At 69.5% G+C, this 19,101-nt stretch carries 17 protein-coding genes; 7 read left to right on the forward strand and 10 right to left on the reverse strand.

From position 1 onward, the window contains the following. Positions 1-104 precede the first annotated feature (104 nt). Entirely contained in the window at positions 105-1,667 is a 1,563-nt protein-coding gene (locus CVV72_RS15015; protein WP_219153015.1) for a deoxyguanosinetriphosphate triphosphohydrolase family protein, read from the reverse strand. Positions 1,668-1,710: 43 nt separating this feature from the next. Here CVV72_RS15015 and CVV72_RS15020 point away from each other — a divergent pair, with 43 nt between their 5' ends. Together CVV72_RS15020 and CVV72_RS15025 are read left to right on the forward strand one after the other, a co-directional pair. Continuing rightward, the gene (locus tag CVV72_RS15020) at positions 1,711-2,838 is read left to right on the forward strand and encodes a lycopene cyclase family protein (RefSeq protein ID WP_219153016.1); all 1,128 of its coding nucleotides are present in this window, start codon (positions 1,711-1,713) and stop codon (positions 2,836-2,838) included. A 72-nt stretch (positions 2,839-2,910) separates the two neighbouring features. Continuing rightward, positions 2,911-4,596 (forward strand): GGDEF domain-containing protein, encoded by a 1,686-nt coding sequence (locus CVV72_RS15025; protein ID WP_219153017.1) that lies wholly within the window; start codon positions 2,911-2,913, stop codon positions 4,594-4,596. A gap of 68 nt (positions 4,597-4,664) precedes the next feature. On the opposite strand, the gene CVV72_RS15030 is transcribed toward CVV72_RS15025, so the two are convergent. The 3 genes from CVV72_RS15030 to CVV72_RS15040 are packed head-to-tail and all read right to left on the reverse strand — an operon-like array spanning position 4,665 to position 7,784. Next, on the reverse strand, positions 4,665-5,825 hold the full coding sequence (locus CVV72_RS15030) for a sulfotransferase (protein WP_219153018.1): 1,161 nt from the start codon (positions 5,823-5,825) through the stop codon (positions 4,665-4,667). A 10-nt stretch (positions 5,826-5,835) separates the two neighbouring features. After that, positions 5,836-6,618: an SDR family oxidoreductase gene (locus CVV72_RS15035; RefSeq protein ID WP_219153019.1), complete on the reverse strand. Its 783-nt coding sequence runs from the start codon at positions 6,616-6,618 to the stop codon at positions 5,836-5,838. Then, a complete protein-coding gene (locus CVV72_RS15040; protein WP_219153020.1) occupies positions 6,615-7,784 on the reverse strand; it encodes a hypothetical protein in 1,170 nt (389 codons plus the stop codon). The genes CVV72_RS15035 and CVV72_RS15040 overlap by 4 nt, the downstream gene beginning before the upstream one ends. 87 nt (positions 7,785-7,871) lie before the next feature. On the opposite strand from CVV72_RS15040, the gene CVV72_RS15045 reads away from it, so the two are divergent. Beyond that, positions 7,872-8,750, forward strand: a complete 879-nt coding sequence (locus tag CVV72_RS15045) for an IclR family transcriptional regulator (RefSeq protein WP_219153021.1) — start codon at positions 7,872-7,874, stop codon at positions 8,748-8,750. Between the two features lie 57 nt (positions 8,751-8,807). Here CVV72_RS15045 and CVV72_RS15050 read toward each other — a convergent pair whose 3' ends face one another. After that, positions 8,808-9,275 (reverse strand): nuclear transport factor 2 family protein, encoded by a 468-nt coding sequence (locus CVV72_RS15050; RefSeq protein WP_219153022.1) that lies wholly within the window; start codon positions 9,273-9,275, stop codon positions 8,808-8,810. Positions 9,276-9,352: 77 nt separating this feature from the next. On the opposite strand from CVV72_RS15050, the gene cysD reads away from it, so the two are divergent. Together cysD and cysC are read left to right on the forward strand one after the other, a co-directional pair. Continuing rightward, on the forward strand, positions 9,353-10,261 hold the full coding sequence (cysD, locus tag CVV72_RS15055) for a sulfate adenylyltransferase subunit CysD (RefSeq protein WP_219153023.1): 909 nt from the start codon (positions 9,353-9,355) through the stop codon (positions 10,259-10,261). Further along, entirely contained in the window at positions 10,261-12,087 is a 1,827-nt protein-coding gene (cysC, locus tag CVV72_RS15060) for an adenylyl-sulfate kinase (RefSeq protein WP_219153024.1), read from the forward strand. The genes cysD and cysC overlap by 1 nt, the downstream gene beginning before the upstream one ends. Positions 12,088-12,182: 95 nt before the next feature. On the opposite strand, the gene CVV72_RS15065 is transcribed toward cysC, so the two are convergent. From CVV72_RS15065 to CVV72_RS15075, 3 genes are read right to left on the reverse strand one after another with little or no spacing between them, the layout of a single operon-like run. Beyond that, entirely contained in the window at positions 12,183-12,836 is a 654-nt protein-coding gene (locus tag CVV72_RS15065) for a response regulator transcription factor (RefSeq protein WP_219153970.1), read from the reverse strand. Beyond that, positions 12,833-14,062, reverse strand: a complete 1,230-nt coding sequence (locus tag CVV72_RS15070; protein ID WP_219153025.1) for a sensor histidine kinase — start codon at positions 14,060-14,062, stop codon at positions 12,833-12,835. Before CVV72_RS15070 ends, CVV72_RS15065 begins: the two co-directional genes overlap by 4 nt. A gap of 9 nt (positions 14,063-14,071) precedes the next feature. Further along, positions 14,072-14,641 (reverse strand): TetR/AcrR family transcriptional regulator, encoded by a 570-nt coding sequence (locus CVV72_RS15075; RefSeq protein WP_219153026.1) that lies wholly within the window; start codon positions 14,639-14,641, stop codon positions 14,072-14,074. 90 nt (positions 14,642-14,731) lie between these two features. On the opposite strand from CVV72_RS15075, the gene CVV72_RS15080 reads away from it, so the two are divergent. Both CVV72_RS15080 and CVV72_RS15085 read left to right on the forward strand, forming a co-directional pair. Then, entirely contained in the window at positions 14,732-15,949 is a 1,218-nt protein-coding gene (locus tag CVV72_RS15080) for an MFS transporter (RefSeq protein ID WP_219153027.1), read from the forward strand. A gap of 13 nt (positions 15,950-15,962) precedes the next feature. Further along, entirely contained in the window at positions 15,963-17,927 is a 1,965-nt protein-coding gene (locus tag CVV72_RS15085) for an AarF/UbiB family protein (protein WP_219153028.1), read from the forward strand. On the opposite strand, the gene lepB is transcribed toward CVV72_RS15085, so the two are convergent. Together lepB and CVV72_RS15095 are read right to left on the reverse strand one after the other, a co-directional pair. Continuing rightward, complete coding sequence (gene lepB / locus CVV72_RS15090) at positions 17,851-18,561, reverse strand: signal peptidase I (RefSeq protein WP_255632775.1); 711 nt, start codon at positions 18,559-18,561, stop codon at positions 17,851-17,853. The genes CVV72_RS15085 and lepB overlap by 77 nt on opposite strands. Positions 18,562-18,655: 94 nt before the next feature. After that, the gene (locus tag CVV72_RS15095; protein ID WP_034311812.1) at positions 18,656-18,985 is read right to left on the reverse strand and encodes a YnfA family protein; all 330 of its coding nucleotides are present in this window, start codon (positions 18,983-18,985) and stop codon (positions 18,656-18,658) included. Positions 18,986-19,101: the final 116 nt, after the last annotated feature.

The following is a 19,101-nucleotide window of genomic DNA, read 5'->3' on the forward strand; positions in this document are numbered from 1 at the left end:
TAAGTACCGGGCGTGCACCGGCGGCAGGCGCCGTTCGAGTGACGTCTGATGGAGAATTTCCGGATTCGGCGGCAGGTCGTGGGCCGTTCAGCGTAATCGCGTCGTCACAGGACGAACGAGTCCGACCAGGGCTGGGAAGCACGGCCCGACAAGCCGTCCAAAAGGGTCACCGCCTGCTTGTCCGTCAGCGACGCCACGAAGTCGACGACCGCCCGCCCGCGTGCCAGTCCGCGTACGGCGTCGGCACCGGTGACCGGTTCCCCGGTCGCTCCGATGAGCAGTTCAGGCGAGGTCCGTGCGAGCGCGGAGAACTCGGACTGTGCCAATTCCACCAAGTCGTGCAGCCGCCGCGGGAGCCGGTAGAACTCGTCGCGGTCGAGCAGCCACGCGTCGAGCGCGTCGACCAGCGTGGTCACCAGGCTGGCCTGTCCACGTTGGTGCAGCGCGAGTTCCGGGCGCAGCAGCACGAACCGCCGGTGCACGAATTTCAGCACCTGAACCTCGTGCCACTGGGCGGGGCGCAGCGTGAGATGCCCTGTCCGGGTCGAAGGCGACGCCACCACCTGGACCCCATCGACGAGCCGCGCGGTCCACTTCGAGGAGAAGGCGGCGGTGGCCTGTTCCGCCTCGATGGAACCGTCGAAGCCGGTGGCGAGCAGACCGTCGACGAGTTCGGCGCGGACACGGGCGACGGCGCTGGTGAAGGCGTCGTCGTCGACGATCCAGCCGTCCTTGGCGTGCATCCGGCGGCGCAGCCGTTCCAGCGAACGGCCGGGCAGCCGCCGTTCCGCGGTCAGGGTCGCGTCGTCCAGCCCGGCCAGTTCCAGCGCGTGGTCGACCCAGCCGGAGAACTCGGCGGCGACCGGCGCGTGCTGCAGGACACCGATCCGGTGGAAGTCCTGGAGGTCGTGGATGGCGTAGGCGATGTCGTCGGCGGTGTCCATCACGGACGCTTCGACGGTCTGCTGCCAGGGTTCGATCCGGCCGTCGAACGGGGCCCGCGCCTGGGCGAAGTCGTCGAGTTCGGTGCTGTAGGCGGAGAACTTGCTCGCACCGGTGCCGGGGGCGTCGGCGGGCTCGGCCGCGCCGCGCGGCTGGACGGGCATCGACGTCGGGTGCGGGTCGGGTACGTGCAACCGCGCCCACGGGTACTTCAGCACGGCGGCGCGCACCGCCGTGGTGAGGTCGAGCCCGGAGGCGGACGGGCCGCGCACGTCGGTGGTGGTGATGATCCGGAACGACTGCGCGTTGCCTTCGAAACCGTCGGCGAGGCCGAAGCGGTGGCGGGCGATCCGGTCCAGGGTCTGCTCGCCGAGGTGCCCGAACGGCGGATGTCCCAGATCGTGCGCGAGCGAGGCGGCCTCGGCGACGTCCGGATCGCAGCCGCCCAGTTTCGCGGCGAGTTCGGCCGAATCGCTGCTCGCGTTGATCCGCTCGGCGATGGCGCGTGCGACCTGCGCGACCTTGAGGCTGTGCGTGAGCCGGTTGTGCAGCAGCCCGGCGCCCCCGGCGCTGACGACCTGGGTCACACCGCCGAGCCGGGCGAAGAACGGCGAAGCGGCGATCCGGTCCCGGTCGATCCGGAACGGGCTCGTGGCGAGGTCGCTGAACCCGGCGTTCGCGCTCTCCGGATCGCGCCGCCACGCCCTCGGGTCCGTCTGTTCCATGCGTCACACGGTATCCGTCGGGGCTTTGAGAGACACTGCCCAGGTGGCGGACGTGGTGATCGCGGGCGGCGGCCCGGCCGGGCGGGCGCTCGCGCGTGCCTGCGCACGGCGCGGTCTGGAAACGACCCTGATCGACCCGGCGCCGGGCCGCCGCTGGCGGGCGACCTACGGGTTGTTCGCCGACGAGCTGCCCGGGCTGCCCGGAGGTGCCGTCGCGTGCGCGCCTTCGACGACGCTCGCCTTCGGGACCAGGCCACACGTCCTGGATCGGCGCTATCTGGTGATGGACAACGCCGGCTTGCGCACGTGGCTCGACGGTGGTTACGACGTCGTCGCCGGGAAAGTGTCCGGTGTGGACCACGGCGGTCAAGGTTCGTCCGTGCGCCTCGAGGACGGACGAATCCTCGCGACCGGCCTGTACGTCGACGCGTCCGGTGTCCGGCCGCGAGGCGACCGGTACGAACAGACGGCGTTCGGTGCCGTCCTCCCGGCCGAGGACGCGCTGCGGCTGGTGGACGACCCGGACACCGCCGTGTTCATGGACTGGCGGGAGGCCGAGTCCGGATTCCTGTATGTACTGCCGCTCGGCGACGGCACCGTCCTGGTCGAGGAGACGTCGCTGGCCCGCCGGCCCGGCCTGCCGCTCGACGTCCTCGCGGCGCGGTTGCGAGCCCGGCTGAAGGCTGTCGGGCTGACGTCGCGCGGGCGCGAAGAACGCGTGCGGATCGTGCTCGACGCGCCGGTGCCGCGACGTGGCCGGACGGTGCCGTTCGGGACCGCCGCCGCCCTGGTGCATCCGGCGACCGGGTACAGCGTCACGACGTCGATCCGGCTCGCGGAAACGGTGGCCGACGCCGCGGCCGCGGCTTGGGATCGAGGGCCGGCCGCGGCGGCGTCGGCGGCGCATCGGGCGCTGTGGCCGTCCTCGGCACGCACCGTGCACGGATTGCGGCGGCACGGGCTGCGGGCACTGTGCGGAATGCCGCCCGAACTGATCCCGGTGTTCTTCGATCTGTTCTTCACCTTGCCCACCTCACTCCAGCGGGCATTCACGAGCGGTCGCGAAGATGTTTCGGGTAACGCCGAAGCGATGTCGACGCTTTTCCGAATGTCGCCATGGACAGTAAGAAAACACCTGATCGGGTGGCGTGCGTTACGCCGTTCTAGGTAACCCAGGTGCCTGCACGATGAACATCAGTTGACACGTATTTCGTTTACCGCCGCCAGCGGAGAACATGCGCTTGTGACGTTGCAGATCGCTGTCCGCTTCGCTTACCAGCCGTTGTACAGCCTGCACACCGGTGGCGTCGTCGCGTTCGAAGCACTGGCCCGGCCAGGCCGCGGCACCGCCCACGAACTGCTCGCCGACGCCCGGCGCAGCGGCAGGCTGGCCGAGGTCGACGTCGGCCTGGCCGCCGAGGCCGTCCGGCAGCTGCGTGAACCGCAGGCCGCGCTCCCCCTGCACCTGAACCTGTCCGCACGGACGGTGGCGGCACCGCCCGCGCATTTCGACCCGCTGACCGAGGCGCTCAGCCTGGTGGGCCGCCGGACCAGGGACGTCGTGCTGGAGATCGGGCCACCGTTCACCCAGATCCCCGCCGACCTGCTGCTCACCGGGATGCGACGGCTCACCGACCTCGGGTTCCGGCTCGCGCTCGACGGCCTCGGCCGCGGCGACCTCCCGCTCACGCTGCTCGCTTCGGCGCCCGTCGACCTGGTGAAACTGGACCGCAGCGTGCTGCGTGGCCTGCCGCACGACCCGGCCGCCGTCGCGGTGGTCGAGGCGGTGCTGCACTTCGCGTCACGCACCGACAACCGCCTGGTCGCCACTGGCCTCGAAACCACGGAGCAGCTGGAATCCGCGCGGCGGCTCGGCGTGCGGATCGCGCAGGGCAACCTGCTCGCCCCGCCGGACGGCGACCACGCGCCGCTGCCCGCGCCGGACGCGCCTGGGCCGTTCATCCCCGGTACCGCCCGCGCCCGCCGCGTCGGCGACTTCCTCCGGCCCGCGACCACGCTGCCGGAAGACGCCACCTGCGACGACGTGCGCGAGGTGCTGGCCGCCGCCGACGGGCCGAGCGGCATCGTCGGCATCGACGACCGGCACCGTCCACAGTGGTCGATCGACCGGACGCGGTTCCTGGTCGCGGTCACCGGGTTGTACGGCCACGCCCTGCACGCCAAACGGCCGGCTTCGCGGCTCGCCGACCGGCCGCACACGATCCACGCCGACGCGAGCGCGCTCGAATTCCTCGAACTGGTCACCGACGCGGACTGGGGCCGGACCGGCGACGACGTCGTGGTGGTCGACGACCGCGGCCGGTGTGTCGGCGTGGTGCTGGTGAACGAGGTCGTCCGCGGGGTCGCGGAGGCGAAGGTCGAAGAGGCGGTCTCGCTGAGCCCGCTGACCCGCCTGCCCGGCAGCGACGCGGTCGCCAGGGACGTCGACCGCCGGATCAACGCGCGGGAGCCGTTCGTCGCGGCCTGGCTGGACGTCGACTCGTTCAAGACGGTCAACGACACCGCCGGGTTCGCCGCGGGCGACGACCTGATCCGCGCGCTCGGCCGGACCCTCACCGACCTGGAGGCCCGGCTGCGCCGGATGCGCGTCAGCCACGTCGGCGGGGACGACTTCCTGATCGCCTGCGACGTCGACGAGATCGGCACGGTCGCCGCCGCGCTGCTGGACACGGCTTGGTCGGCCGACGGGCTGCCGGTGACGGTTTCGCTGGCGACCCTGGTGTGCGGGCACGGCGCGATCCGGTCCTACAAGGACGCTTCCCGGCTCCTGGCGCCCCTGAAGAAGCGGGCCAAAGAGGTCCCCGGGTCGAGCTGGGTGCTCGGGCGGCCGGGCTCGGACCGGGTCGAGGTCCTGCGCGGGATCACGACGCGCGGCCTGCCCTCACAACGCGCCGCCGCCGGCTTTTGACCCCCTCCCGCAATTCGTCATCTACTTGCGCTCTTTACGCGCGCAAGTAGATGACGAATTGCGGGGGATCAGAGGGCGTAGGCGGCGCGGTAGGCCGAGAAGCGTTCGTCGACCTCACCGGCGGTGAGCCCGAAGTCCGCGAGGTCGTACCGGTGCACGGGTTTCCTTTCCCCGGAACGGCTTTCGGCGTGCACGACGGTCATCGCGTCCCGGGCGGCGTCGCTCAGCGGCAGCCCGAAATGCCGGTAGACGCCCTCGACCGTACCGATCGGGTCGGCGACGAAATCCTCATACCGGACATCGCAGAACCGCGCCGGATCGTGCCGTTTCCTTGCCTCCAGCGATTTTTCCGCACCGCGCGCCCAGAGATCCAGCTGGCTGCGGCCGATCACGTCGCCGCGGAAGACTTCGGACCAGCCCGCCGAGGCCTGCTCATTCAGGCTGCACACCGACGCGACGATCGTGCTCGGCGCGCGATGGGTCTGGACGATCAGCGCGTCCGGATACACCTCCAGCAACGCGTCGAGCGCGAAGAGATGGCTCGGGTTCTTGAGCACCCACCGCCGTCCGGCGTCGGGCAGGCCGATGAGCTGCAGGTTGCGCCTATGCCTGCGATAGGCGTCGGTCCAGCTCTGCCCGTCCAGCCAGCGCGAGTACGAGGGCACATGCGCGAGACATTCGTAGGACACCGATTTCAGCGACTGCCGCAGGAGCTGCCAGCATTCCTCCACCTGATCGGCGGACATGTGGTGCAGGCCCATGAATTCGGGGTGTTCGACGTGGTGTTTCTCGTAACCCGCCTGGATCCCTTGGAAGACCGGGTTCTCCGCCCAGGTCTCGCGCGGCGGACGTGCTTGCGGCACTTCGGTCAGCCAGACTTCCAGCCCCTGGTGCGCCGGATCTTCGGTGAGCAGCCGGTGCAGCGCCGTGGTCCCCGTGCGCGGCAGGCCGGTGACGAAGATCGGCCGCTCGATGGGAACTTCGGCGTATTCCGGATTCTGCTTCCACGAGGCCTCGCTCAACGACCTCGCCACCAGTGCGCCGCGCAGGAACGCGCGATGGATCTTGTTGCCGTACGGGGTCAGCCCGGCCTCGCCGGCATACGAATCCAGCAGCACGCGGAGACCTTCGAGGTGGTCTTCGCCGCCGAAGTCGTCCAGCCCGGTGAGTTTCGCCGCCGACGCGTGCAGATCCTCCACGGTGCCGACGTTTTCCCGCCCTGGCAGCATGTTCTCCCTTTCAGTGATGGTATTCGCCGGCGTTGACGTCGAGGCACTGACCGGTGACACATCGGGCGAGCGACGAGGCCAGGAACACGACGGTGTCGGCGATCTCGTCCGGTTCGGGCAGACGGCGCAGGTCGATCGTCTCCGCCGTCTCGGCGTACACCTGCTCCGGCGGCACCCCGCGTTCCTTGGCCAGATAAGCGAAATACCACTTCAGCGAGTCCGCCCAGATATAGCCCGGCGCCACGGAATTGACCCGGATCCCCCGCGGCCCGAGTTCCGAGGCGAGACTCTGCGCGAGCGCGAGCAGGCTCGCCTTCGCCATCTTGTACGCGCCGAACGTCCGCCGGGAATGCCGCAACACGGCCGAATTGATCATCACCACAGAACCGCCGCGCTCGGCGAGCGAGGACGTGAACAAGCGCGTGAGCCGGAGCGCGGCGAGCACGTTGGTCTCGAAACCCGCTCGCACGTCGGCGAGGTCGACCTCGGCGAGATCCATGATCGGCGGGATGGCGAAGGCGTTGTTCACCAAGGCGTCCACCCGTCCGAACGCCTTCATCGCGGCCTCGGCGAGATTCGCCGCCGAAGCGTCGTCGGTGATGTCGGTGCGCACGGCGACCGCGCGACGGCCGAGCGCGTCGACCTCCTTGGCGACCTCCGCGAGCCGGGATTCGGTGCGGGCCGCGAGGACGACGTCGGCGCCCGCCGCGGCACAGCGCACGGCGATCGACCGGCCGAGCCCGGGACCGACCCCGGAGACCACGATCACCTTGTTGCGCAAGAGATCCGTCATCCCAGCATCCTCGCCGCGACGGCCTTCTGACGGGCCGAGATCCGGTCCGCCCACTCCTGCGGGGTCACCCGCGCCTCGTCGTGGAACGGCAACCGGTCGGCGAGTTCGCCGAACTTCACCACCTCGACCTCGGGACCGTCGGCCTTCTCCAGCGCACGGGACAGGCGCTGCCACCGGATTTGGACGTACCCGCGGTCGTGCCCGGTGCGTTCGAGCCAGTTCGCCAGTCCGGGATCGCGTTCGCTGATCACGAAGCGGATCTTGCCGTCCGGGTCGACCCGCGCCTGGTCGGCGGTGAGGCTCGTCTGGTGGTTGATGTAGTCCAGCGAGAGATACCAGACGCTGCCGAGCTGGATGCCCTGGTACGGCGCGTCCGATCGCGGCACCGTCACGATCATGACCTCTTCGTCGCCGAGTTCGTAGTGCCCGGCCGACGAGTACTGCGTGGTCAGGCCGCCCGGCGTGGGTCGCGGTTCGGTCATCGTGTTCACCGGCAGGTTCAGGTAGAACCATTTCGGGAAGGCGAGGAAAGTGCGGAGCCTGCTCAGCAGGATCTTGCCGGTCACGCCGTAGCGTTTGGCCAGCCCGTCACGGGTGAGCGGCGCGGGCGCGCCACCCGCGGTGTCGGCGCACTGGATCTGGATCGTGCCGCGGCGTTCGGTGGCCCAGTCGCTGTAGACCTCGCGCACCACGAGCATCGACGAACCCGGGCCGAGCACGAAGTAGTTGGGGCCGGGGCCGGGTTTCGCCGGCCCGAAGCGGAGTTCGAACGTGCCGTCCTCGGCTATCTCGATCTCGCGGTCGTCGAAGGCGGCGAGGCTGTCCGGCACCTCGACGGGCGAGTAGTCGCCGTTGAGGACCTGGAAACTGACGTCGGCCGTGCTCCCCCGCGTCCCGGTGACGACGTATTCGCGGTCCTCGCGGATGTTCGCGTTGAAGTACAACGTGTCCGGGTTGTCGAGGCCCATCTTCGTGTACGGGCCGGTGGACTGGGTGAAGAACGGATAGTCCCGTTCGTAGGCCCACGCCATCTGCAAGGAGGCGCGGATGCTGCCGGCGAGGTAGTCGTACCCCTCGACCAGATCCTGTTCGGTCCGGATGTGCGGCGCTTCCGCGATGACCTTCTCGGCTTCGACGATCGCGTCCGCGAACGGTTGAGTGAGCACCGGCGACTCCCCATACTGGTACAAATACGTACCGGCTTGGTACGTTCCTCGTACAATCAGACTAGAACGCGTTCTAAGGATGGGTCAATGACCCGACGCTCACCGCCCACCGAGCGAGTCGTGCGGCTGCTCGACTTCTTCACCGCGCACCCAGGCCGTCGCATCGGCCTTTCGGAGCTCGCGCGCGAGCTGGACCTGGCGAAACCCACCTGCCTCGGCATCGTGACCGAGCTGACGGCGGGCGGCTATCTGGTCCGGGACCCGCAGCCGGTCACGTACCGGCTCGGCCCGGCGATGGTCGCCGCCGGCCGCGTCGCGAGCGAAGGATTCGGCGCGAGCGAGGTCGCGCGCCGGCACCTGGAGGAGCTGAGCAGGCGATACGGCGCCACGTGCACGGCGTCGGCCGTGGCCGGGGACCGGATCGTGATGGTGCAGAGCGCCGGCCCCGGCCGGATCAAACTGGGCGAGACCTATCCGTTCGCGCCGCCGGTCGGCCTGATGTACGTGCTATGGGACTCCGACGCGGCGTTCGACGCCTGGCTCGCCAAACCCCCGACGGTGCCGGTGCGGCTGGACGAAGCACACCTGCGTCGCGTCGTCGCCGAATGCCGGGAGCACGGTTACCTGGTGGAGAGCCTGACTTCCGCGGGGCGGCGGCTTTACGCGCTGATGGCGGGCGTCGGCGCGGAGGAACTCCCGCCGGAAGTGCGCGGACTGGTGGGGGAACTCGTCTCGAGCCTCGGCGAGCGCGTCTACCTCGGGGCCGATCTGGAGCCTCGTCGCAAACACGCGGTGAGCCTGCTCGCCGCGCCGACGTTCGACGCTTCGGGACGGCAGGAGCTCGTGCTCACCCTTTCGGTCGGCGAACCGATCACCGGCGCCGAGATCGCACGGCGGGGCGCGGCGCTGGTCGCCACCGCCGACGCCGTCACCGCCGAATCCGGCGGCCGCCACCCCCGCAATTAGCCCCCTGGATGCGATAGTTGCACGCGCAAGTACCGCATCCAGATGACGAATCGCGGGTCAGGGAGACCAGCGGTTCGCGGTGAGCTTCAGGCTCGGCACGTCGTCCATCGACATCATCGTCTCGTACAGCCGGTCGTACTGGGTCGAGGCGGTCAGCCACACGCCGTCCACTCGCCGATAGGTGTCCTCGTAGTACGCCGCACCCTCGATCACCACCCGGTGTTCGGGCACGATCACCTTGTCCCGCATCAGCCACGTGCCCGTCGCGGTGTCGCCGTCGACGTCGATCTCCGGCTGCCCGGCGAAGTGCACCGTCGTGATGCCGGGGCCGACCGCGTTCCTGAAGAACTCGACGATGGCTTCGCGGCTCTCGAAGGTCAACGGTTTGCCGTACGACGGCGTGCCGTAGCGCGCGTGCGCGTCGGCGGTCAGGGTCTCGGCCATCTCGTCCCACAGCTTGAGGTCGAGGCAGCGGAGGTAGCGGGCTTTGAGGCGACGGATCTCTTCGAGCGCGACCAGGTCCATGCCGACAGCGTCCCCCAGCCCTTGACCAAGCACAAGAACTTGTTCTACTTTCCTGATCTCGAACCACGGAGGTCACGATGGCGTCCCCGGCATACGAGCTCACCCATCTCGAAGCACTGGAAGCCGAAGCCGTGCACATCTTCCGCGAGGTCGCTGCGACCTTCGAACGACCGGCGCTGCTCTTCTCCGGCGGCAAGGACTCGATGGTGATGCTCCACGTGGCGGCCAAGGCGTTCTGGCCGTCGCCGCCGCCGTTCCCGGTGATGCACGTCGACACCGGGCACAACTTCGACGAGGTCATCGAGTTCCGCGACCGCACCGTCGACGCGTACGGGCTCAGGCTCGTCGTCTCCAGCGTCCAGGACGACATCGACGCGGGCCGGGTCGTCGAAGACCCGAAGGCCGGCCGCAACCGTCTTCAGACCGCCGCCCTGCTCCGCGGGATCCGCGAGCATTCCTTCGACGCCGTGTTCGGCGGAGCGCGGCGCGACGAGGAGAAGGCCCGCGCGAAGGAACGCGTGTTCAGCTTCCGCGACGAGTTCGGCCAGTGGGACCCGCGCAACCAGCGGCCGGAACTCTGGGACCTCTACAACGGCAGGCACCGCAAGGGCGAGCACATCCGGGTCTTCCCGCTGTCGAACTGGACCGAACTCGACATCTGGCAGTACATCGAAGCCGAGAACGTCGACCTGCCGTCGATCTACTACGCGCACCGGCGCCAGGTCGTCCAGCGAGACGGCATGCTGCTCGCGCACACCCGGTTCCTCACCCTGTACGAAGGCGAAAGCCCTTACGAGGCAACGGTTCGCTTCCGGACCGTCGGCGACGCGACCTGCACCGGCTGCGTCGAGTCGACGGCGACGTCGCCGGGTGAGGTGGTCGCCGAAGTGGCGGTCAGCAGGCTCACCGAACGCGGAGCGACCCGTGCCGACGACCGGATCTCCGAGGCGGGCATGGAAGACCGGAAGAAGGAAGGCTACTTCTGATGAGCGCTTCGCTGGTCCGCCTCGCGACCGCGGGCAGTGTCGACGACGGGAAGTCGACCCTGATCGGCCGTCTGCTGTTCGATTCGAAGACGGTGTTCACCGACCAGCTCGAAGCCATCGAACGCGTCAGCCGCGACCGCGGTGAGGCGTACCCGAATCTCGCACTGCTGACCGACGGTCTCCGCGCGGAACGCGAACAAGGCATCACCATCGACGTCGCCCACCGCTACTTCGCCACGCCCCGGCGGAAGTTCATCATCGCCGACACGCCGGGGCACGTGCAGTACACCCGGAACATGGTCACGGGCGCGTCCACCGCGGATCTCGCGCTGATCCTGATCGACGCCCGCAAAGGCGTGCTCGAACAGTCGCGGCGGCACGCGTTCCTGGCCAGCCTGCTGGGCATCCCGCATCTGGTGCTGTGCGTCAACAAGATGGACCTGGTCGGCTGGTCCCAGGAACGCTTCGAGGAGATCCGCGAGGAGTTCCGCCGCTTCGCCATGAAACTCCAGGTACACGATCTCACCTTCGTGCCGATGTCGGCGCTGCACGGCGACAACGTAGTACACCGGGGCGCCAGTATGCCTTGGTACGAAGGGACTTCCCTGCTGCATCACCTCGAACAGGTGCATGTCGCCTCGGATCGCAACCTCATCGACGCGCGATTCCCTGTGCAGTACGTGATCCGGGAGCACAGCCGCGACTTCCGCGGCTACGCGGGCACCGTCGCGGGCGGGGTGTTCAAACCCGGCGACGAGGTCGCCGTGCTGCTGTCCGGCTTCACCACGACGGTGCGCGCGATCTGGGGCCCGGGCGGCACCACGGTCACCGAAGCCTTCGCCTCGCAGGCCGTCACGATCGAGCTCGCCGACGACCTCGACCTCGGTCGCGGTGACCTGATCTGCCGCCCCGGCAACCGGCCCCACACCAGCAGGGACGTCGACGCGATGGTGTGCTGGTTCTCCGAACAAGGAGCTTTGAAAACAGGGAACGACTACGTCGTGCGGCACACCACCAGGGAGACCAAGGCCGAGATCCGCGACCTGGACTACCGGCTGGACGTCACCACCCTGCACCGCGACGAGACCGCGGAATCGTTGTCACTCAACGAGATCGGCCGGATCCGGCTGCGCGCACGACAGCCGCTGCTGTTCGATTCCTACCGCCGCAACCGCTCCACCGGCGGCTTCCTCCTCATCGACGAGCATTCCGGGGCGACGGTCGCGGCGGGCATGATCACCGGCCCGAGCGTGACCGCGTCGAACGTCGTCTGGCACACCGCCGCGGTCAGCAGAGCGGAACGGGCGACACGCGGGCTCACCGTCTGGCTCACCGGGCTTTCCGCGTCCGGGAAATCGAGTGTGGCCGTGGAACTGGAGCGGCGGCTGGTCGCGTCCGGCAGGCCCGCGTACCTGCTGGACGGCGACAATCTCCGGCACGGGCTGAACGGGAACCTCGGCTTCAGCCCCGCCGATCGCGCCGAGAACGTCCGCCGTGTCGCCGAGGTCGCGAAGCTGTTCGCCGACGCCGGTGTGGTGTCGGTGGTCTCCCTGATCAGCCCGTACCGGACCGACCGCGAACTCGCCCGCGCCGCACATGAGGCGGCCGGGCTGCCGTTCCTCGAAGTCTTCGTCGACACCCCGCTCGAAGTCTGCGAAGACCGCGACCCCAAGGGGATGTACGCGAAGGCGAGGGCGGGTGAGATCAGCGGGTTCACCGGGGTCGACGCTCCCTACGAGCAGCCGGAGAACCCGGACCTGGTGCTGCGCCCGGAAAACGGCGATCCGGCCGCGATGGCCGCGCTGATCCTCGCCGCCCTGGAGTAAGCCGAAATCATAGTGCCCTGTTGAGGGATAAGGCGTGTTGCGAAAGTGGCTTTCGCAACGTCGGCCGACGGTGAGGGCGGTGACCGCCGTCGGCTTCAGCCCGCCGGCGTGACGAATCCGGTGTCGTAGGCCTTGATCACCGCTTGGGTCCGGTCCCGCGCGCCGAGTTTCGCGAGCACGTTTCCGACATGCGTCTTGACCGTCTGCACGCCGAGGTACAGTTCGCCCGCGATTTCCACATTGGACAGTCCGCCCGCCATCAGCCGCAGCACCTCGCATTCGCGTTCGGTGAGCCCGGCGCCGGCGAGGCCGTCCTGCGGGCCCCGGTTCGCCTGCTGCGCGGCCAGCCGCCGGATCGCGGCCGGGAACAGGAGCGACTCCCCCGCCGCCACCGTCCGGATCGCCGCGACGATCTCCTCGGGCCGCGCCCGCTTCAGCAGGAAGCCGCTCGCGCCGGCGAGCAGGGCATCGTAGACGTAGTCGTCGTTTTCGAAGGTGGTCACCACGATCACCTTCGGCGGCTTGTCCATAGTGGACATCAGATGCGCGGTCGCGCGAATGCCGTCGACCGAGGGCATCCGCACGTCCATCAGCACGACGTCGGGCCGGAACCGCGAGACCAGCCCCGGCACCTCGGCGCCGTCGGACGCTTCGCCCACGACCTCCAGGTCGGGCTCGGAGGCGACGATCGCCCGCAGCCCCGCCCGGATGAGCTGTTCGTCGTCGACCAGCAGCACCCCGATGCTCATCGCCGTTTCCCCCATGGCACCGCCACCTCGACCTTCCAGAATCCGTCCGCCCGGCCCGCGGTGATCGTGCCTCCGAGCACTTCCACCCGTTCCGTCATTCCCCGCAGCCCCCGGCCGCCCCCGTCGCGCGACGGCGACGCGGCGCCGAGCGGGTTGGACACCCGCAGGCGTAGCAGCTCCGTTCCGGCGTCGACGAGCACCGTCACCGGAACCTTACCGGCGTGCCGCAGCGCGTTCGTCAGGCATTCCTGCAAGATCCGGTACGCCTCACGGGAGACGACCGGCGGCACCGAGGACGGTTCTCCCCGCACCTCCGCCGCCACCTCGGCGCCCGCCAGCCGCGTCGCTTCGACCAGCGCGGGCAGCTCCGCCAGCCCTGACTGCGGTGTCCGCGACGACGCCTCGTCACGCAGCAGCCCGAGCACGTGGTCGAGGTCGTCCAGCGCGGCACGGGCGGAGTCCTCGATGGCGGTGAGCGCCTGCTCGGTGAAATCGGGATCCGACCTCAGCGTCCGTCGCGCGGCCCCGGCCTGGATGGTCACGACGCTCAGCGCGTGCCCGACGGAGTCGTGCAGTTCGCGCGCGAGCCGGTTGCGTTCGGCGAGTTGTTCGGTGCGCTTCTCCAGCTGGGCGATCCGTTCCGCGGCCGAGACCCCCAGCAGGCTCTTGGCGAAGCGGGTCAGCACCGCGCCCGCTCCCCACACGACGTAGGCCAGCGCGACCACGCCGAGCAGGCACGCCAGCGGGATCCACGCGCTCGCCCAGCCCTTCGGCACCTCGATCGGATCCTCGGTGGACAGTGCGATCCGGCCGGTGAACGGGGCCGCGACCGTGAACCCGAACGCGACCGGGACGACCAGGCTCACCAGGCTGACGACGCAGCCGGTGCTCACGTGCAGCAGGAACATCGCGGTCGACCGCAGCCGGACGGGCCAGCTCGACGCGGGCCCGAACGTCACGCCGGGTACGGGATCGTCCAGGAGTTCCCGCACGGCCGCGCCCTCCAGCACCCGGACGGCGGGGATGAACGACGACGCGACCATCACCAGGACGACGGTGACCATCGCGATGACGAGACCGCGTTCCACCGTCACGACGAGGGGCAGCACCGACGGCACCACGATGGCGGCGAAGAGGATGTACGGCACGCTCAGTGCGCCGCCGAGGATGAAATACACCCAACGGCGGTAGGTCGCCCGGTCGACGAGCGGGCCGAAAAGTCGCATGCGCTCTTTCTAGCGCGTGCCGGCCGGGCACGGATCCCGCATCAGTACCTCCGCGATCTCCCTCGCGAGGGTGACCCGATGGGCGTCCCCGTCGATCCCGGTGTGCGCGACAGCGCCCTCGACGAGGAGGAAGAGCTGCTCCGCGAGCCTTTCCGGATCGTCCGCGCGCGGGGCGTCCTCCCGGATCAGTTCGGCGAACTTCGCCCGCACGGCCGCCTTGTGCCGCCGGATCACGTCGAGTCCGGGATGCCCCGCGGGCAGCTCGGCGGCCGCGTTGAGGAACGCGCACCCCCGGTCACTCCCGAGCCGGGGGTGGTCGATGTAGGAGTCGAAGACCACGAGAGCCCGGGGACGATCGGCTTCGGCCAGCCGCTCTTCGAGGTACGCCCACCAGACGTCGTGACGACGTCGCAGGTACGCGACGGTGAGCTCCGTCTTCGACCCGAAGCACGCATACAGGGTCTTCTTCGTGACGCCGGCGGCTTCGGCCACGGCCGCGACGCCCACCGCGTTGAGGCCCTCTCGGTAGAAGAGCTCACTCGCGGCGCTCAGGACACGCTCGCCGGCTGGGGTCAGCATGGTGTCGAGTATACCGACCGGTTGACCTGAGCGCGAAATGCGAGAACACTCCTGAAGTATACCGATCGGTATACACAAGAAGGAGAGCTGATGGTTTCTTCGTACAAGCGCGAACTGACCCTCACGGCGGCCGGGTTGTCGCTGATCGCCGTCTCCTACGGCCTCGCGAGGTACGCGTACGGCCTCTTCGCGCCGACCCTCCGGACAGAGTTCGACCTCGACGGCAGCGCCCTCGGCACCATCGCGGCGGGAAGTTACGTCGCGTACTGCCTCGCCGTCGTCGCGTCGACCGCCATCACGACCCGCTGGGGAGCGCGGGCGGGGGCGCTCGCCGCGGGGACGACGGCCACCGCGGGAACCGCCCTGATCGCGTCCGCGCCGAACGCCGGCGTGCTCGCGCTCGGTGTGGTCCTCGCCGGCGCCAGCACAGGCCTGGCCTCCCCTTCGCTCGCCGACGCGGTCTCCCGCGTCGTCCGGGCGACCCGCCGTGACCGCGCCCAATCCGTGGTGAACGCCGGGACCGGACTCGGCGTGCTGATCTCCGGCCCGGTCTCCCTGCTCGCCATCGGTGACTGGCGAATGGCCTGGTGGGCCTTCGCCGCGGCCTCGGCACTGGTGACCTTGTGGATCGCCCGGGTCGTGCCCCCGGTCAAGGAAGACCGCGCGCGCGGGCTGCCGGTGCCGCTGTTCCCGCCCGCCACCGGACGGCTGGTGCCCGCCGCCGCGACGCTCGGCCTGGCCAGCGCGGCGATCTGGACCTTCGGCCGGGACATCGCCGTGAGCGTCGGCGGCCTCGACGAGACCGCTTCGACGGTGGTGTGGATCGTCCTCGGCGCGGTCGGCCTGGCAGGCGCGTTCACCGCCGAACTGACCTCGCGGGCAGGCCTGCGCCGGGCCTGGTCGGCAGGGATGGTCCTGTTCGCCGCCGCCACGGCGCTCTTCGCGCTCGCCACCCGGTCCCTCCCCGCGCTCGTCATCGCGGCCGCGCTCTTCGGGGCCGTCTACATCGGACTGACCGGCGTGCTGATCCTCTGGGGCACCAGGGCTTATCCAGCGGCACCCGCGTTCGGTGTCGGCGTGGCCTTCCTGGCGCTGGCGCTCGGCCAGGCCGCCGGGGCACCGCTCATCGGTCTCCTCGGCGATCTCCTCGACCTCCGCGCCGGCTTCCTCGCGGCGGCGGCGATCGCCGTACTCGGCGTCCTCTTCGCACCCCGGGAGGCGACCACGACGTACAACTTCGGGGTCCGTTCCCTCTCAAGGGTGAGTACCGTCCCGCCGGAGCGGGAATCCCCCGTGGACTGCGCGTGATGTGCTCCTCGGCATGAACCTGCTGCTCGGCCTGCTCACCCTGCCCGTCTACGCGCTGATGCTGTGGCCGCTCGTGGTCGCCGCCCGCCGCGTGCTGGGTGTGCGGATCGGCGTGGTCCGCGCGTTCTGCGCCGCCGGTTTCGGCTGGCTGGTCGCGGGCGGCATCCTCAGCGCGTTCCCCTCGCCGATGTACACGGGCGGGGCCTTCGCCGGGCTGGTCATCCCGGTGGCGGGCGGCGCGTTCCTCGCGACGCTGATCTTCCTGTTCGTCGCGGAGTTCGTCCTTCCGGCGGGGTCGGGGCTCGGGCTGTTCGGCAGGATCCGGTCGATGCGCCGCCGCGCGGCCCGGACGCGGCGCTACTCGCAGATCACCCGGATCGCGATCAAGCACGGTCTCGGCCGGTACCTCACCGGCCGCCGCGAACCCGGCCTCGCCCAGGTCCGGCACGCCAAACTGGCGCGATCGCTACGCCGCGCGCTGGAGGAGGGCGGCGTGACGTTCGTGAAACTCGGCCAGTTGCTCTCGACCAGGTCCGATCTGCTCCCGCCGGTGTTCGTCGACGAGCTCGGCAAACTCCAGGATCAGGTCGCCTTCGCCGACGCGGACGAGGTCGCGACGGTGCTACGGGAGGAACTGGGCGGGAACCCGGACGAGATCTTCGCCGAGTTCGACCCGGAACCGATCGCGGCCGCGTCGATCGCGCAGGTCTACCGGGCGAAGCTGCGCGACGGGCAGGAAGTGGTGGTCAAGGTGCAGCGGCCCGGCGTGCAGGTGCTGGTCGACCGGGACCTCGACATCGTCCGCCGGGTGGCGGCCGCGCTGGACCTGCGCGCCGGCTGGGCGCGTTCGCTCGGCGTCGTCGACCTCGCCGAGGGATTCGCCGACGCGCTGGTCGAAGAGCTCGATTTCCGCACCGAAGCCAGGAACATCGAAGCGGTCGCCGCGGCCTACCCCGGCACCGAGGTCGCCCTGCCGACCGTCCACAAAGAACTGTCCACCGAACGGGTCCTGGTGATGCGGCGCCTCGAGGGCAAACCGCTCGCGGCCGCGCGAGAGCAGGTTCCGGTCGCGGAGCGGGCAAAGCTCGCGCGGTCGATGCTGCGGTGCGTGCTCGGCCAGGTGATGGGCAGCGGTGTCTTCCACGCCGACCCGCATCCCGGCAACGTCCTGCTGCTCACCGACGGCAGGCTCGGCCTGCTCGACTTCGGCTCCGTCGGACGGCTCGACTCGGGCCTGCGCGGCGGGCTGCAGAACCTCATCCTCGCGCTCGATCGCGGCGACCCGGCCGCACTGCGCGACGGTCTGCTGGAGATCGTCGACCAGCCGGACGAGATCGACGAGCGACGCCTGGAGCGGGCGCTGGGGTCCTTGGTGGCCAAGCATTTCAACCACGGACAGGCGCCGGATCTCGACATGTTCACCGACCTGTTCCGGGTGATCGCCGACTTCCGGCTCAGCGTGCCCCCGCCGATCGCCGCGGTGTTCCGCGCGCTGGCCACCCTGGAGGGAACGCTGGCCGCGCTGGCGCCGGGGTTCAACATCGTCGTCGAATCCCGCGCCTACGCCGCCGAGCAAGTAGGTGCCGGATTGCGACCGGAATCGCTGCGGTCCACGGCCACCAACGAACTGATGGCGCTCCTTCCGGTGCTGCGGCGGCTGCCCCGCCGCGTCGACCGGATCGGCAACGCGCTGGAACAGGGCAGGCTGTCCGTCAATGTCCGGCTGTTCTCCGACGAACGCGACCGCGACGTGGTCACCGGACTGGTGCACGAGATCCTGCTGGCGTTCGTCGGTGTGGCCACCGGGCTGATGGCCGTACTGCTGCTGGGCAGCGCGACCGGCCCGGAGGTCCTGGACGGGGTCACGCTGCACCAGATGTTCGGCTACAACCTGCTGGTGGTCAGTGCGCTGGTGGGATTGCGGCTGCTCTTCGTCGTTTTCCGGCGGACCGGGCAACGCTCACGATCGTCCCGATGACACCGATCGCAACGAGGCTGATCCCGGCGAGCATGAAGTGGCGCGCGGCGAGAAATCCGGTGTCGGACACCGGTTCCCCTGGCAGGCCGGCGTCGACGAAAGCCGTTGTCTGCGGAAAGGGTTCCGCGTTGATGCTCCTGCCGATGCCGACGATGACCCCGTGCACCTTGTCCAGCGGAACGGCGCCATCACCCGGTTTCCCCGCATAAAGCTGCGAGTCGCGGGAATTGTTCCGCTGATCGCCCGCGAGGAACACGGTGCCCGGTGGGACTTTGACGTCGAAGCGCCTCCCGCTGGTGCCCCCGTAATCGACGTAGGTCTCCTTGACGGCTTTCCCGTTGACAGTGATCAGGCCGTCCTTCGTGCAGCAGACGACCTGATCATCACCGACGGCGATCACCCGCTGGATGGCAAGGCCCTCGCTGGGACTCGCGTCCGGATACGCGCTGAGATCCATGAGAACCACAGCGCCACGCGGAATGTCGCCGACCTCGGACCACCGGTAGGTCACGATGGTGCCGGGTTCGAGCGTGGGACTCATCGCCGGGCTGGCAGCGGTCTTCATCGCGTAGTCCGACAAGCTCCAGAAGCCATAGCCGCCGGCGCCCACGCCGACGACCGCCACCAGGATCATCACCCACAGGAGCGGGGAGAATCTTCGCTTCGGCCCGGCCTTTTCGGGAGGCGGGACGGGGAAGCCCATTTCGGTCACAGCGCAGATTAGCGTCTCAACCTCGGGGCGCGTACATGATTACTCCGACCCCCGCCAGGCAGATCAGCGCGCCGATGACGTCGTAGCGATCCGGCCGGTAGCCGTCGGCGACCATGCCCCACGCCAGCGATCCCGCGACGAACACTCCCCCGTACGCGGCGAGGATGCGGCCGAAGTTCGCGTCGGGTTGCAAGGTCGCCACGAAACCGTAGAGGCCGAGCGCGACGACGCCCGCGCCGATCCAGAGGTAGCCGCGATGTTCCCGCACCCCTTGCCAGATCAGCCAGGCGCCGCCGATCTCCAGCAGGGCGGCGAGCGCGAACAGCGCTATGGAGCGGAAGACCATGCCGTCACCCAACCAGACGCACACGCCGTCACCCGCGCCGTATAGGCCGTTATACGAAAGGGGTGACCGTGTGGATTTTGTGGCATTGGATGTCACTCCAGCCACCCAGGCCCGAA

The organism is Amycolatopsis sp. TNS106, from assembly GCF_019330265.1.
In the GTDB taxonomy this organism is placed as follows: domain Bacteria; phylum Actinomycetota; class Actinomycetes; order Mycobacteriales; family Pseudonocardiaceae; genus Amycolatopsis; species Amycolatopsis lurida.

Bases quoted from the DNA above. Each gene is read 5' to 3' on its own strand.
- cysC (WP_219153024.1), top strand. From the start codon at position 10,261: ATGAGCGCTTCGCTGGTCCGCCTCGCGACCGCGGGCAGTGTCGACGAC.
- CVV72_RS15065 (WP_219153970.1), bottom strand. From the start codon at position 12,836: ATGAGCATCGGGGTGCTGCTGGTCGACGACGAACAGCTCATCCGGGCG.
- CVV72_RS15015 (WP_219153015.1), bottom strand. From the start codon at position 1,667: ATGGAACAGACGGACCCGAGGGCGTGGCGGCGCGATCCGGAGAGCGCG.
- CVV72_RS15030 (WP_219153018.1), bottom strand. From the start codon at position 5,825: ATGCTGCCAGGGCGGGAAAACGTCGGCACCGTGGAGGATCTGCACGCG.
- CVV72_RS15035 (WP_219153019.1), bottom strand. From the start codon at position 6,618: ATGACGGATCTCTTGCGCAACAAGGTGATCGTGGTCTCCGGGGTCGGT.
- CVV72_RS15080 (WP_219153027.1), top strand. From the start codon at position 14,732: ATGGTTTCTTCGTACAAGCGCGAACTGACCCTCACGGCGGCCGGGTTG.
- CVV72_RS15085 (WP_219153028.1), top strand. From the start codon at position 15,963: ATGAACCTGCTGCTCGGCCTGCTCACCCTGCCCGTCTACGCGCTGATG.
- cysD (WP_219153023.1), top strand. From the start codon at position 9,353: ATGGCGTCCCCGGCATACGAGCTCACCCATCTCGAAGCACTGGAAGCC.
- lepB (WP_255632775.1), bottom strand. From the start codon at position 18,561: ATGATCCTGGTGGCGGTCGTCGGCGTGGGCGCCGGCGGCTATGGCTTC.
- CVV72_RS15045 (WP_219153021.1), top strand. From the start codon at position 7,872: ATGACCCGACGCTCACCGCCCACCGAGCGAGTCGTGCGGCTGCTCGAC.
- CVV72_RS15075 (WP_219153026.1), bottom strand. From the start codon at position 14,641: ATGCTGACCCCAGCCGGCGAGCGTGTCCTGAGCGCCGCGAGTGAGCTC.
- CVV72_RS15095 (WP_034311812.1), bottom strand. From the start codon at position 18,985: ATGGTCTTCCGCTCCATAGCGCTGTTCGCGCTCGCCGCCCTGCTGGAG.
- CVV72_RS15070 (WP_219153025.1), bottom strand. From the start codon at position 14,062: ATGCGACTTTTCGGCCCGCTCGTCGACCGGGCGACCTACCGCCGTTGG.
- CVV72_RS15050 (WP_219153022.1), bottom strand. From the start codon at position 9,275: ATGGACCTGGTCGCGCTCGAAGAGATCCGTCGCCTCAAAGCCCGCTAC.